This is a genomic window from Microcoleus vaginatus HSN003 (assembly GCF_022701255.1).
GTDB lineage: Bacteria > Cyanobacteriota > Cyanobacteriia > Cyanobacteriales > Microcoleaceae > Microcoleus > Microcoleus vaginatus_B.
Genome location: NZ_CP031705.1, coordinates 6,113,733 through 6,128,006 on the forward strand (window position 1 = coordinate 6,113,733; position 14,274 = coordinate 6,128,006).

At 43.9% G+C, this 14,274-nt stretch carries 13 protein-coding genes and 1 pseudogene; 5 read left to right on the forward strand and 9 right to left on the reverse strand.

Translation table 11 applies throughout. From position 1 onward, the window contains the following. Positions 1-283: 283 nt before the first annotated feature. The 3 genes and pseudogenes from D0A37_RS26175 to D0A37_RS26185 form a co-directional block, all read right to left on the reverse strand. On the reverse strand, positions 284-928 hold the full coding sequence (locus D0A37_RS26175; RefSeq protein WP_242718902.1) for a hypothetical protein: 645 nt from the start codon (positions 926-928) through the stop codon (positions 284-286). Further along, on the reverse strand, positions 858-1,400 hold the full coding sequence (locus D0A37_RS26180; RefSeq protein ID WP_242718904.1) for a transposase: 543 nt from the start codon (positions 1,398-1,400) through the stop codon (positions 858-860). The genes D0A37_RS26175 and D0A37_RS26180 overlap by 71 nt, the downstream gene beginning before the upstream one ends. Further along, positions 1,361-2,317, reverse strand: a pseudogene (locus tag D0A37_RS26185) (IS630 family transposase). The gene D0A37_RS26180 and the pseudogene D0A37_RS26185 overlap by 40 nt, the downstream one beginning before the upstream one ends. A gap of 745 nt (positions 2,318-3,062) precedes the next feature. Here D0A37_RS26185 and D0A37_RS26190 point away from each other — a divergent pair. Next, on the forward strand, positions 3,063-3,494 hold the full coding sequence (locus D0A37_RS26190) for a glycosyltransferase (RefSeq protein ID WP_242725772.1): 432 nt from the start codon (positions 3,063-3,065) through the stop codon (positions 3,492-3,494). Positions 3,495-3,784: 290 nt separating this feature from the next. Here D0A37_RS26190 and D0A37_RS26195 read toward each other — a convergent pair whose 3' ends face one another. The 5 genes from D0A37_RS26195 to D0A37_RS26215 form a co-directional block, all read right to left on the reverse strand. After that, complete coding sequence (locus tag D0A37_RS26195) at positions 3,785-5,710, reverse strand: alpha-amylase family glycosyl hydrolase (RefSeq protein WP_242718906.1); 1,926 nt, start codon at positions 5,708-5,710, stop codon at positions 3,785-3,787. A 286-nt stretch (positions 5,711-5,996) separates the two neighbouring features. Then, the gene (locus D0A37_RS26200; RefSeq protein WP_242718908.1) at positions 5,997-6,902 is read right to left on the reverse strand and encodes an Rpn family recombination-promoting nuclease/putative transposase; all 906 of its coding nucleotides are present in this window, start codon (positions 6,900-6,902) and stop codon (positions 5,997-5,999) included. A gap of 193 nt (positions 6,903-7,095) precedes the next feature. Then, positions 7,096-7,275, reverse strand: a complete 180-nt coding sequence (locus tag D0A37_RS26205) for a hypothetical protein (protein ID WP_242718910.1) — start codon at positions 7,273-7,275, stop codon at positions 7,096-7,098. 417 nt (positions 7,276-7,692) lie between these two features. Then, complete coding sequence (locus tag D0A37_RS26210) at positions 7,693-8,556, reverse strand: Npun_R2479 family HD domain-containing metalloprotein (RefSeq protein ID WP_242718912.1); 864 nt, start codon at positions 8,554-8,556, stop codon at positions 7,693-7,695. A 263-nt stretch (positions 8,557-8,819) separates the two neighbouring features. Beyond that, entirely contained in the window at positions 8,820-9,005 is a 186-nt protein-coding gene (locus tag D0A37_RS26215) for a Mo-dependent nitrogenase C-terminal domain-containing protein (protein WP_242718914.1), read from the reverse strand. Between the two features lie 430 nt (positions 9,006-9,435). Between D0A37_RS26215 and D0A37_RS26220 the strand changes: the two genes are divergently transcribed. Beyond that, complete coding sequence (locus D0A37_RS26220) at positions 9,436-10,251, forward strand: cobyrinic acid a,c-diamide synthase (RefSeq protein WP_242718916.1); 816 nt, start codon at positions 9,436-9,438, stop codon at positions 10,249-10,251. A gap of 155 nt (positions 10,252-10,406) precedes the next feature. On the opposite strand, the gene D0A37_RS26225 is transcribed toward D0A37_RS26220, so the two are convergent. After that, complete coding sequence (locus tag D0A37_RS26225) at positions 10,407-11,450, reverse strand: AI-2E family transporter (RefSeq protein WP_242718918.1); 1,044 nt, start codon at positions 11,448-11,450, stop codon at positions 10,407-10,409. 37 nt (positions 11,451-11,487) lie between these two features. Here D0A37_RS26225 and D0A37_RS26230 point away from each other — a divergent pair, with 37 nt between their 5' ends. The 3 genes from D0A37_RS26230 to D0A37_RS26240 all read left to right on the forward strand — a co-directional run bounded on the left by D0A37_RS26230 (position 11,488) and on the right by D0A37_RS26240 (position 13,842). Continuing rightward, positions 11,488-11,982: a hypothetical protein gene (locus tag D0A37_RS26230; RefSeq protein ID WP_242718920.1), complete on the forward strand. Its 495-nt coding sequence runs from the start codon at positions 11,488-11,490 to the stop codon at positions 11,980-11,982. A gap of 9 nt (positions 11,983-11,991) precedes the next feature. Further along, positions 11,992-13,143 (forward strand): glutamate--cysteine ligase, encoded by a 1,152-nt coding sequence (gshA, locus tag D0A37_RS26235; RefSeq protein ID WP_242718922.1) that lies wholly within the window; start codon positions 11,992-11,994, stop codon positions 13,141-13,143. A gap of 237 nt (positions 13,144-13,380) precedes the next feature. Next, positions 13,381-13,842, forward strand: coding sequence for a tRNA (cytidine(34)-2'-O)-methyltransferase (locus D0A37_RS26240; RefSeq protein WP_242718924.1), 462 nt, complete (start codon positions 13,381-13,383; stop codon positions 13,840-13,842). Positions 13,843-14,274: the final 432 nt, after the last annotated feature.

Consider the following 14,274-nt stretch of genomic DNA (forward strand, 5'->3'; position numbering starts at 1 on the left):
CATCCATCTGAATTTCCTCGGCGTTTGGGAGCAACAGTGGGAGTCCCAATCCCGATCAAAAGTGAAAGCATTGATTGTGCAACCCTTCCAGGGGTCAATTCAGAGAGAGACTTTTGCCAGGGTAGACGAGTTTCTTTCACTAAATCTTTAGCTAACCATAGTTGCCAGGTCACTAATGGCATCAAATCGCTCCATCGTTGACATTTGGAGTTTAGACTAAGCACAAATTGACTCAGGGTTAGCTGAGTAGAAATTGTGGTGAATTTAGAGAGATATTCCCAGGTTAACTAATGGATTTTGGTGATTTTTGGAGCCGACCTTTACCCTTTTTGACCACAGGATAGCGACATCTTTTAGTGCGAGCTTTTCCTGGTTGCCATCCATCTGAATTTCCTCGGCGTTTGGGAGCAACAGTGGGAGTCCCAATCCCGATCAAAAGTGGAAGCATTGATTGTGCAACCCTTCCAGGGGTCAATTCAGAGAGAGACTTTTGCCAGGGTAGACGAGTTTCTTTCACTAAATCTTTAGCTAACCATAGTTGCCAGGTCACTAATGGCATCAAATCGCTCCATCGTTGACATTGTTCGGGAGTGCTCAGCTTCGGCACAGTCCAATGCAAGGTTTGTTTGGCTAAGCGATACCAGTGTTCGAGGGCAAAACGACGTAGATATAGTTGCCAAATTTCTGCCAGAGATGGCATTTGGATGCCGACCCAAACTAACCACAAAGGTTGAGTTTTTAATTGACCCGTTACAGCTTCTAAGCGTTCTACTAAAATCAGAGTCATCGGATGTTTGGGACTGCCTCGAAAATGCAAGTTATCCCATTTTCTCAATCTGATTCGTCCGAGTTTCGGTTCAAGAGATAAAGAGTGTTTGTTCTGGTTCCCACCAGCTTTGAGCGTCGTTAAGCTTAAACTGCTTTCCATGAGTTCTGGGTCTTCCTCTACCACTATAAGATAGAGGTGCTGACCACAAGCAACGATTAGAACGAATACGCATTAGTTTATCAGCGGCAATCGCAGCGGTTGCTTTTATCAAAGGAGCACACCCATACTCGCTATCAAATAGGGCTATGGGTCGATTCTGAAGATATTCACACACTTGTGCCAATTGTTCAGCGCCTTTAGCCATCGGATTTTCCCAACTGGTAATACGTTCGTGTCTTAAGGGTAATGCCCAACTGCCGATGGTCGAAGGTATCCACGCGATCGTACTATACCCCTGACCGATACCAACAGGTATGCCGTGAGGCAAGGCTGTCGGTTGATGTTCATAAGTACGCTCTTTGAGAGTAGGTGCATGAGGCCTCAACCATGCCGTATGATCGATCGCTAATACTGGACGTTCTATAGCGTTTCTCAGAAAGATGAGGTACAATAACAGCAGTGAGTAAACCAATTCCCAAGATCGGATAATGTAACTTGATTGAACGCAAACTCTATCGCTTTTGCTAATTCTCGATAATTAGTCGTCTTGATAGAACGGAGAATGTTTTTGAGTTTTGACCCTAAATGTTCAATTGGTGAGAAGTCGGGCGAATAGGGCGACAAGTATATTAATTTTGCCCCTTTCTTTTTGATGGCTTTTTCTATTTCTTCTCCGGTATGAATAGTACAATTATCCATCACTACACAAACCGCTTTCCAGAGTTTTGGTACTAGCTTTCGGATAATAAAAGCCTCAAATGTAATTGTATCAGTTGTACCTGTTAAATTGATGGATGTTAGGATTTCGTTGACCGATATAGCTCCAATTATTGAGACATTTCTGCCCCGTTTATTCGGTTTTGGCCCCTGGGCTCTTGAACCTTTTAGCCTCCCTTGCATATAACCTAACCATTGCCAAGTTTACTCCACATTCATCAATGAATATTAAGTCTTTCAAACAAATTTGTCGAATTTTTTGCCAGAACTAATATCGCAGGTTCTGAACTCTTTCACTGCCTTTGTCTGACGGGAAAAGAGTTTTTTTTTAAGGTCATATTTAAGAGTTTTGCCATTCTTCCCATCGTTGCTACGCTGATGGTAAAACCAATTTTTTGGTAGAGTAAATAACGGAGTTCTTCGAGAGTCGCATCATTATTTTCTTCAATCAATTTCGCGCTTGATCAGCAGTTGCTCTGCATTCAGTTTTAATTTGACTCCGCATCGCTCAGTTCGAGGAGCAATATTTTGGGTCTCACGATACTGTTTAATTATTTTTTGGACAAAACTTAGGGCTACACAAAAACGGTTGGCTATTGCTCTTTGTGACAGCGGTTCATTATGGTACACGTCCATAATTTTTTGTCTAAAATCAATCGAATAAGTTTTCATTTTTACTAATGTGTGATACTTGCTAAAATTATTGATAGTTGTCATTCGAGTGACTGCTATGGGGTGAGGGACTACTGCTCGAAGAGCCTTCCATTTAATTAGAGCTGCATAACATTTTAGGTTTCTATATTTTTCACTCCGTTCAAGTCTGTTATATCATACCTCATCTTTCTGAGAAATGCTATACTTGTGACATCTGTTGGATGTACAGTTGCATCAATTTTTCTTGATCGGGTCTACAATCTTGTAGTGCTTCATAGGCGCTCGACCACTCACGCCGAAACAAGGGATTGAGAGCCAAATCTCCTCGCGCATGAGACGTGGCGCGTCGTCATTACCGCGTCTGCTAGTTCAAAGGTGGCATCTTTTGCCTTGCCAAGGCATTCATAAGCTTGTTGACGAAATTCGTATAATTGTTCAAACAGAGATTGCAGGTAGATTTGAGATTTTTTGCTGAATTCTCAATTTTCTACCCTTACGCTGTCTGTTGAAACTATCGCAGACAGTTTTTTTCTCTTGTTGCAAGTCTCCGAGAACGTCAACGGTCGCTGGCATCTATCTTAGGGTTGAGTCTGATAGCTTGTCGCCAGCGACCAGGGCCGTTTTTGAGAACTGTTCGCTAGTCTCACAGCGATCGCGCTTTTTGACCTGCTTAGTCTAAACTCCAATTGTTAGCGTCGGATTAGAAAAGCGCGACTACCGACTCTTAGCAGCAGCAACTGCTGACTTAGATGTTGACGTAAAAATTAGCGGTTTTTCTAAAGATGCCAAGGCTTTATCGAAAGCTTTCCCCGATACTCTGCCAGAAAATATGTCCCGCAAATTCTACGAATGGCCAGATTTACTGCAGCTTTACCGCGATGCAGACGTAATTGCAGTTTGTTTGGTGGACAATAAATATGCTGCTGGAGTGCAGGCTTTACTGGAAGCAATGGCTTGCAAGCGCCCGGTCGTCATGACTCGGACTCAAGGTATGGTGGATTATTTAGCCGCCCCGGATATTGCCAAAGTGGTAAATGTGGGAGATGCAGCAGGTTTGCGCGAGGCGATCGTCCATTTGCTAAAAAATCCTCAAGAAGCTGAATCTCAAGCGCAGCGGGGCTACGAAATGGTTGTGAACCAGCACAGCAGCGAACGTTATGTCGATGTTTTAGCCCAGAAGTTGCGATCGCTTTAATAAAACTGTAGGGTGCGCCGAGGCGCACCCTAACTCATGCCCGGAGGATGCACAATGCACACCTTACTGCTATAGATAAAAAGCCCAACTATTTATTACCTAAGTCATATTTAAAAAGTAATGAATTATGAGTTGCAGTTACTAATTAAATTTCACACCAGTGACGTACATAATAAATTAACCGGGTTTTAAAAAGATAATCCAAAGCCTTAAGAAGGAAGTATTTTCGTTCATCAAACCCGGTTTATGTGCCTAAAACGGTTTCACTCAAAACTCACAAATCAAAACTATTAAGACTCCCGTCCACTCGCCCACTTATCCCGCCATTTCACAGTCCCTTCCGAAACTAAAACCCAGCGGCGACAAACCAGATTTTCTCGCAGCGGCGACTGTCCTTCCCGTAGCAGCACATACTTATAAGAAATCAACTTCCCCGCACTTTCATTAAAAGGAATTTCCCCAAACCAAGTATTAGTATTGATATACTCCAACGGGTAGCCCTTACTAATATCCCAATTCCCTAATTCAGGACAATCTCCAATCACCACAATTCTTTCCCCAGGCTGAGTTTGAACGCTGTTAAGCTGCGCCCGCACAATAGTTGTCGCCTTAACTCGCTCTCCGACGCGACTAAAAATCATTACTTCCCGGGAACCCAACTCCAAATTGTACAGCTTCCCATCTTTAACTTCAAACTTGCGGCGCGATAAAACCTCCGTATGCTCTCCATCAGGCAGCTCAGTATCAACCTCTTCAAGAGTAACAGAATTGCCACGATTCATCGCTACAAACACCACAGACTCGCGATAGCGGCGCACGTAACAATAAACATCAGGAGTTAGATATTTTTGCCACTGACTCCCCATCGAAATAGCTGGATTCAGCCGCCGCAATCCAGACAACAACCGCACAGCTCGGTAAATCGGCGAATCAGTATCCCACTTTTCCATCATCGGGCGGTTGTAGGGGTCATTTCCCCCATCTGTATCATCGTGGAGATACTGTTCGGTGCCGTAATAAATGCAGGGAATGCCGCGAGTCGTCATAATTAAAGCTATCGCCAACAGCAGCATTTCTGGATCGGGATTCAACGACTGAAACCTCGGCATATCGTGGTTGTCAATAAAAGTAATTAACTCCGTCGCCCCGTAGTAGTGGTAATCCAGATCCAGTACATCTTGGACTAAGCTAAATCCCGCTTCAGCACCCTTTCCCAATACTTCTCGAATTGCCACGCACAGACCAAAATCTAAAATAGTCATCCCTGACTCGTTGACAAATTCCACAGAACGCTCGTTTCTAGGGTCGCTGTAAATCCATTCGCCAAAAATGAAAACATCAGGTCTGTGTGTTAAAATGTCAGCATTAAATTCCTGCCAAAACCAAATAGGCATATGCTTGACTGTATCAACCCGCAAAGCATCAACACCTCTGTCGAGCCATTGTTTAATTGCTGACTTAATGTAATTGCGGTATGCAATATTGTTTTCATTAAAAGTTGCTAAACCAGACAGTTCGCAGTTTTGGACTTGCCATTCATCTTCCCAGTTTTTGACTTCGCCGTAGTGGTGATACCAGTTATCTTTATCGTCGTTAAAGTCAGCTATTTTTACGCCGTCGTCGTAGAGTTCCCCTTTTTTGCCACTAAAATCTGGGTTGCTGTGATTGCAGACAATATCGAGCACGAGTTTCATGTTTCGCTGGTGCAACTCGTCTACTAATTTGTCAAATACGGTATCTTTAGTTTCTTGTGTTTGGTTGATAGAAGGATTGTCGCCTTTGGCAATAAAGCGGGGATTTAGTCGCTTGAAATCTTTAATCCAGTAGCCGTGAATTGCTGCTTGTTCGACAAATAATGCTTCTACTTGCTCGAACAGTGGAGTCAGCCAAACTGCGGTAACACCCATCTCTTTTAAGTAGTCGAGTTTGTCGATAACTCCCTGCAAGTCGCCGCCCCAGTATTTGCCCCAATCTTTGCCTTCTGGATCGTAAAGTTCTGGGTTTGGGCCTTCGTTATTTGCGGGGTCGCCGTCGTAAAAGCGATCGACTACAACGAAATAAATGGTTTCTTGGCGGAATTCAATGTCTCTGGTGTAGAGGAATTCTAAATCGATCTCGCTTTCTGACTTAACTTCTTCTACTAGAGACTCAATTTTTTCTTCTGGTTCGCTAACTTCGTATTGAGAGGAAGTTTGATTGGGAGTGACTGATGTCATGAGATGTATTTTTTTTATTGTAAGATTGGTCAGTTATTCGGAGCTAGAGTCGGAGATAGCTTTCCCCTCTGACTGACTTTTAGAGCATCATACGGAATTTACTCGTTTAATGAAATCTGCCTTTAGACAGAGGGCAGACTCATCCTTAAGCATTAGATGGATGAGAATTAATATTTAGCATAATTCTCAATCAAAGAGGCAGAGCCTCACAAACCCGCGCTACCAGGCTCAGCCTGGTAGCGAGAACAGGTAGAGTAATTGTGCGATCGCACTTTTTCCCTTCCTTTCATTCCTCCCGCAAGTTTTGGATATCTTCAACGCTCAAACCAGTAGTTTGACTAATGGTTTGATTGTCAAGGACATTGAGAAGTTGCTTAGCAATTTCTAGAGCTTTTTCTCTCATTCCTAGCGCGAGTCCTTCTTCTCTGCCTTCTTCTCTACCTTCTGCGATGCCTTGTTCTCTGCCTTGTGCAATCCCTTTTTCAATTCCCTTGAGCAAGACACCCTGCTGATCGAGAATAAACATTTCGCGTTCTTCTAAATCTGCCAACTCCTCTGGATTCAAATTAGTTTCATTGGCAATCGCAAAGGCTTGCTGTATTTCCGATACTGTTTCCATTGTTGAAGGCACTATTTCCAAGCTGGGAGCATTTTTCATAAAATAAATCCACTTGTCAGTCAAAGTTTCTAACTCATCCAATTGTTTATCGAATTTTGGCAATTCGATAAATATCAGTTCAATCTCTGGATCGAGATAATCAAATAAACGCTTTTTCTCCTTGAACACAAAATGAGAAATTACTTCCGGGTCATTGTCAAACATTTCAAAATCAGTAATTGTCAAAGCAATTACTGGTTTTAACTTAAAATAACCTTGACCGCGAATCAGTTGAGTGGAGTAAGTTTTCGCAGCATTGTAAACCACCCGTTTCGCAAAAGATGCTACATTTAAAACTTGCATTTCGATAATTACAGTTGCGCCTCCTGCAAGCCTGGCTTTGACATCCAGGTACGAGTCTTTGAGATACGGAACTCTTGATGCTAAATACGGGTCGATAATTTCTAGATCGGCGATGGTGGGGTTGCCATCATAAATCATGGCATTGAGAAAGCTGATTAAAATGGGTTTGCTTTCGTTGGAGCCGAATATTTTTTTGAAGGCAAAATCGGTTTTGGGGTTAATGAATGTCATGGCCAATATCTTTTAAAATGACTTACCTATTATTTTAACCCAGTGGGAAAATCGGTTAGGCCTGTTGGAATTAAGAGCTATATCGCGTGTTCCGCAACTCTCCGGGGTGGGCGAGTTGCAAAAACTGGATATCGGATGATCTATCCAAGCTTGAGCCGGGGAATCCATCAGCCATTAGCCTTTGCTCTATCTTCTATTCTTTCAAATCGACTTGTTGAATCTCTTCTAGCGTCATATCCAAGCCTTTCGCAATTTGCTCATCGGTCAAGCCTACTGCTTGCAAGCGTTGGATAGCCTCCATTTTCGCCTGCCGCTTTCCCCGCAAAAAATCAGGCGACTCTTCCTGTGACGCGCAGATTTTCAGTGAGGCCATTAAACTGAAGTTCCCCCATACAAATGTACTAACAGTCCTAAAACTCTTACTCCACAAAGGATACAAATGTTGATCTGAAAATTTGTACCCATTTATAAGCAATAGCTGACGCAGGCGATCGCGCTCAATTGTTGTAGAGTCAATATAATTGCGGATCACAAACAGATATCAATCATCTACATGGGTACACAATTTTTTACTCAACAATTGAAACCTTTGGGCTGAGAGGCTTTTGAGCCTGTGTAAGTATATTTGCCGGGGGAAGTTCAGATTTAAATAAGCCCCGGTAAAAAAACAGAATACCCAGAATCACGACTTCTTTAAGTGCTACGGCGCTCTAAAAAAAGAGCATTTTACGTTTAATTAGAGTGACCTACTTATCCCAAAAAATAACGTCGCCCAACATCCACCCCAACCCTAGCTAACTACAGCCACCGCCGACTCTGGAACCTGAGAATGCTCCACCCGAAAAACATTCGCGCTCAAATTAGCAACAACTTGTTTCCCCTGCTGCGTCAGTTCCAAATAGCCGATCGCATCCTTCACATACCGATAAACCACATTCCAATAAAACTTCGGATAACCATCCCGCAACTCCCCCGGATTCTGATAGCCCAAAACCCGATTCTGCCCAGTCTCCTCAAACTCATAAAACAGCGCAGTAATCTTTTGCAAATATCGTGGATCACTCAACTGGCCGATTAAATCGGCAGCCCGAACCAAACCCGGATAATTAGCAGTATCTTGATAATCTTCATCCACAGGAACTGGGAAACGAGTCAGCTCAATATTACGCTTAACCAGCTCAGCATCAATCAGTTTGTGACCGCCAAAACGCTCGTCAATAAACATTTTTGCGCGATCGACATGATAAGGCGTCAAACTAGCATCCGTCGCCCCCGGAGGTAGGTTCACGTGCAAATCCTCTATCCCGGTTGCATACTGTCGCAAATCACTTCGATCTTGCCGACAAACCCCCTTCACATACCCGATATCGTGACACAGCAAAGCAATGTGGAAATGCAGCCAATGTTCACATAAAACACCACCCTCGCGGATGTGCTTGCCGCGCAGAATCTCCTGTCCCACCAATGTCACTAAAATAGTGTGTTCCACATTGTGATAAAGAGCATCGCTATTAGCAATATTTTCCAAAGCCATAGTCCCTACCCAAGCAATAATCTCAGCATAGTCAGATTTGAACCCGCCGTAGGTGTGGCGGTAGCCTTCAATCAGCCGATTAACGAAAGCGTTAATCAGCAGTTCAGTTGCGTTAAACATATTCACTTCCCTGAGCAAAAGTAGCTTGTTAAATTTTTTTTATAGTTATTGTTTTTGCTGCTACCGTTTGATGTTATTTTTGACTTAACCGCGACGATGGATGCCCGCTCCTATGTACAGGCATCCACTGGTATTATGAACGATTATGGCTTTAATTAGCTATCAAACAACTAGCAGGTTCGCGCACCCCGTACACAATTCATATCAACGGGCGATCGAGGTATGACACCCCTCAATCAGCAGTACGGCGTTACATCTTCCCCCTATACGTCAGCCAAATACGAAAGCAATCGACAACGCAACCCCACTAATTCCTCATACACAGAATTCAGCTTGCACATAGGCGGTAGGTAGAAAAGATGGTGTCCCCATAGCTGGATATCTCTCTCAAAATAACACCGTGGGGGTATAATTTGGCACAACCACCGAGCTACTAGCGGATCTCCCACGGCAATGTTATCAACTTACTGTCGCACGGGTTCGACGAGGCGGGCGATCGCGAAAAGTTAAGTCTTGGCACTGATTTTCCGGGAAAATACTTGTAGTCAAGTTCATGATTTATCTCAGTAATCATTACTAACAAAAACTTATGAATCAGCCGACTTAATCCTCAACGAAACCCGCTGTTGCTCCGGTGACGTGAATAAGTTTTATCCGTGACACTCGCCGCCCCCAAATGTGATGCGAAGAGCTAGCATTTGTGATTTAAAATTAGCAAAACTGTGAGACAGATCACCCCCGCTGTTCCCTACAGAATCTATATTTAGATAGATGGCAATAAAATAAGACAGAATAACTGGCAACCCTCCGTCGCAACTCCCCCCTCCCATCATCTGCGATCTACTACTCTGTCTACTTACTAATATAAGGTTTCAGGCAATGATTAAACAAAAACATAAATATGCCGACCTTGCTCAACTCCCCCACACAGATACCGTGCTCCAAAAACTCCCTGCAGAAGTTAAAGATTGGGCCCAAAGCTTGCCGTGGAACCAGCGGCGCTATGTCTTGTCCCTCTGCTACATATTGTGCGCCTCTACTCCCGACTTGCAAGCAGAATTCTTAGATGACTATACAGCCGACGGTTTAGTCTCAAAAATGTTTGAAGATGTAGATACTCTACACCGAGTCAAAGAGTATTTAATCAGATTCCGAGTCAAAAAACAATTAAACGAATCAGATTTAAGAAGCTACATCAAACAATTTTATATCCACTCAGCTCAACAATCGCGCCGAGAAACCGACCAATATTTAGAATCTGCACTCCGCTTCGTTTTGAGTACAGAAGAACGCAATAATGTTTTTAACTACATTTTGGGCTTTGAATTTATTAAAATTGTGTTTCAAATGAGCTGGTTGCAACACGAAAGATTAGCGAGACTGCAAAAAAATCAGTCGCAGTTTATTGAAACCTATATCAAGCCGATTCAACACGCACACAGAATTAATGGCATAATTCTACCGAAAGATGAGAGAATCTTTTTTGCCAGACGCACCTATTACGTTCAACTGCCTAACATTTCTTACAGAAAGCTCATTGAGTTAGTCATGGCAACTTTTACTACAGAAATGGTAAGTAATTGCGGATTTTCTATCAGTCGCCACTCTCAAGCTCTGCACTTTGACTGCGATTACATTTATGATCCAGAACCAGAAGAAGAAAGATTTCCTACTGACTTGCAATTTATTCATTGATTTTACGCAGTAAGCTGTACCATATATTGCTTTTTTCTCTTTACTTTTATTTTCTAGTTGGGCAGATAATAGTTTTTGAAGCCTGGGACTTATAGTCGCAAGTTAAGACCGACTTTTTCAACCGGATTGGATATAAAATAGGAGGGCTGTATTAATTAACCTTCGGCTTGCATTTCTTCAATGTCAAACCAGCTAACTATCACTCCCGCTAGCGGGATCGCCAGAAATATACCTAAAAGTCCTGCTGCTCTCGCTCCCACTAATAGTGCAAAAAATACCACTACCGGATTGAGGTTAAGGGAATTTTGCATCAGTCTCGGATGAATAAAGTTGTCTTGAATTTGCTGCAAAACAATGCAAGCTGCCAATACTTTTAAAGATAGCCACACATTTTGAGACAATACAATAAAACAAACTAAGCTAATCCCCAGCGTCGCTCCGATCCCTGGAACTAAATCAAACAATCCGATAATAAAGGCTAAAATCAAGGGAAATTTAACATCTAATAGCAGAAAAATTAAAAAACTTGCTGTTGTCAAAAATAACATTAACAGGATTTGTGCCTGAAAAAATCCTAAAAAGTTTTTCTCTATTGTTACACTTAAACGCCTGTGCAGGTGTCGGGGTATAAATTTGAGAACCAACACCCACAGCCTCTCTCCATCAAGTAACATGAAAGAAGCCACGACCATAATTAATATTAAATTCAATAAATTGGTTAAAAATACTTGTAAAAAAGCAATACTCGATACAACTCCAGCCAAAGCTTGATTTCGCAGTTGTTCCTCAATAACTCGCAGGTTAACTTGCAGGTTTCTCGCGCGCAGGAATGCTTCGATGCGCTCCGACAGAGGCGCCAGAGCATTCAAAAATTCAGTCATGCTGTCAATTAATTGCTGTCCTTGAGATAAAAGAGTGACGCCTACGGTGACGGTGAGACCGCCAAAAACTAAAATGGTGAGCAAGACAACGAAGGCGACAGCTAAACTTCGCGGTAAAAATCTCTGGAGAGTTCGCACCGGATAGTTGAGCAAAAAAGCCACGAGTGCAGCAATCGTAAAAACCGCAACTGCTGTTTCAAAGTAAGCTAAAAGTTGCAGTCCAGCCCAACCGGAAGCAAATAAAAGCAAAAACCGGACTAAGGCTAAATTGCTTAGCATATTCCAAAAAGTGGGAGGGGTTCTTTCTTGCTCTTTCACAGGGATTTTTAGGGGTTAATATTATAGCTCAAAAATATTGCAGAGCCCTCTTTTAGAATCGCACCCAATATCTATCTGCGGCTATCCCCCTCAAGGCAGAAAACAGATGTCGAGGGAAGAAGGAAGAAGGAAGAAGGAAGAGGGAAGAAGGAAGAGGAAAGAAGAAAAACGGGAGAATGAAGAAGCTAGAAGAAAGAAAGGCAGAAGGCAGCAGCCAGTGCTTTCTCACTTCGGCATGAGGCAGGGAGGGGTGAGTTCTCTTCACCATAAGTTCGATCGCCACGAATGCCCAATGAAACAAACCCGCGATCGAACAAACAGCCTTTTTGACTCTAAAACCCCCCCGGAAACTCTTTGCGATGGCATTATTTGTCCTGGCAGGCTCCCAACTAGGAAACAAACGCTCAAACTTGCTGGCGCCGAAAAACCCGGTTTCAGTACCCGTGGCGAAAAATTTCAACTCTGCTCCGTGGAAGATAGTATGAACAGGTCAATTTTTGGGATACTAGAAAGTAGCACTCAACTTAGCTGAGGAATAAACGTGCTGCTATCAAAAGGCTTTGAAGTAGAAATGTATACCGGCACTCCCGAAGGTGAGGTTGTCGGTCTCTCCGATCGCATAGTTGCCGATCTAGAGGGATTTGTCCGGGAGCCTGATAGCCGCAATGTGGAGTACACAACCGCCCCGCTGTGCAGCTACGATCGCCTGTTGTGCGCCTTAGTCAAGCCCCGAGTCCGGCTGCGCGAGTATTTAAAACAATTGGGCGACTATACCTTGCTGCCAGGAAGTACCCTGTCTCTGGGAGGGAGCGATCGATTTTACAGATCCGATCCCAACAACCCCTACCACACCTACATCGAGCAAACCTACGGCACCAAAGTCGTCACCGCCAGCATTCACATCAACATCGGCATCTCCCAACCAGAAATGCTGATGCGCGCCATCCGCCTCGCCCGCGTCGAAGCACCGCTATACCTTGCCTTGAGCGCCTCTTCCCCCTTCCTCGACGGCGAAGTAACGGGCTATCATTCCACTCGGTGGGGTTTGTTTCCCAAAACTCCCGCCATCGTCCCCCTGTTTGAAAGTCACAAGCATTACATTCAGTGGACTGAAGAACAGCTAGAACTCGGTACTATGCAAAACGTCCGCCATTTGTGGTCTGCAGTGCGACCCAATGGCGATCGCCGCCCCTACTGTCTCAACCGCCTCGAACTGAGAATTTGCGACCTCGAAGTCAATCCTCTGGCTTTGTTAGCCATCACTGCCTTACTAGAAGCTCGCATTTGGCAGATGATGGAAGACCCCAGCTTAGACCCCTTAGAACTCAGCACCTTGCCTGCGGCCACCCGCAACCAAGACTTAGTTGCTCTCACAGATGCCAACGAAATTGCTGCATCCCGGCAAAGTTTGGATGCCGAACTCACGCACTGGCAAGACGGCAGAACTATTTTGGCACGAGATTGGATTGAGGAAATTTACCGCGAAGTGTGGCCTTTCGCCAAAAAACGTGGTTTTAGTTGCTTTCTCTCCCCACTCAAAAAGATTCTTCGGGAAGGCAACACGGCCCAGCAGTGGTTGAAGCTACACGAGGGCGGTTCGGACACCCGCAGTATTATCCTGCAAGGGATTCAGGGGATGGCTCACCAAGAATGGGAGCTTGAAGACAACTTGTGCGCCCAGTTAGTTGCCTGAAGTTCCCGCCGTTATGATAACGGGGGCTTTCACTAGCCCCCTGGCTATGCGTACTCAGCAAATACAAATAGCTTGAACCTGCCGGGAAAAAGTTGCAGAGCGACTCCCAAAAACAAATCAGAATATTTAATCAATGGAGTTCGACAAAGGTTATAAATAAAAGCTATAAGGTATATCTACCTTTGGGTCATTTTAGAAATTTCCCAAGAGCTGTATTTTACGGTTTTAATTAGCTTCATGCCCCAACTTGTCTTAATTCACCCGCAAATCCCCCCGAATACTGGCAATATCGCCCGCACTTGCGCTGCTACAGGCACCGAACTGCATTTAGTCGGCCCGCTGGGGTTTGAAATTAGCGATCGCTACCTAAAACGCGCCGGCTTAGATTACTGGCCCTACGTCACTCTCCACTGCCACGAAGACATAGCGGCTTTTCTGGTCTATCGGGAGCAGCGCGGGGGACGATCGATCGGATTCAGCACTGGCGGGCGATGCAATTACGCCGAATTCCAATTTCAGCCCAGCGACTGGCTGATGTTTGGCTCGGAAACTGTAGGCATTCCCAAATTCGTCTTGGATGCCTGCGACGCCACAGTTTTTATTCCGATGAGCCAGCCGGGAGTCAGGAGTTTGAACCTCTCCGTCAGCGCCGCTGTGGGTTTATTTGAGGCTAAACGACAGTTGGGGGAGCTGGGATAAATCATTATCAACACATAAATATATAGATATTTAATAGCTGCCGGAGGCTGCCAAATCTTCTTTTAAATATAAGAAATTTGTATCAAAGCGGGGAAAATCTAGATAGCCGACATTAATATATTTTATTCCTTCAAAAACAGATTGTTATCAGCAACACCAAATTACTCGCAAGAGGATTCAGCAACAAACAATAAAGAATATTAGCGATTTAGGGCGTTAGCGAACACCAGCTTGGCTCTGAACACTATATCTAGTAAATATACGGTTGTAGCCTGTCCGGAAATTAGCATAAAGTCGGATAATAGGTAAGAGTTCAGAGCCTTACGGGAACGAAGATTTTATGTATTCGTTCCAACTATTGCGGTGTAAGGCTTTTGGGGTTAATTGAAGCAGGTTTGACCGAGAATTTCAAAATTTCTGACGGTTTGAGCT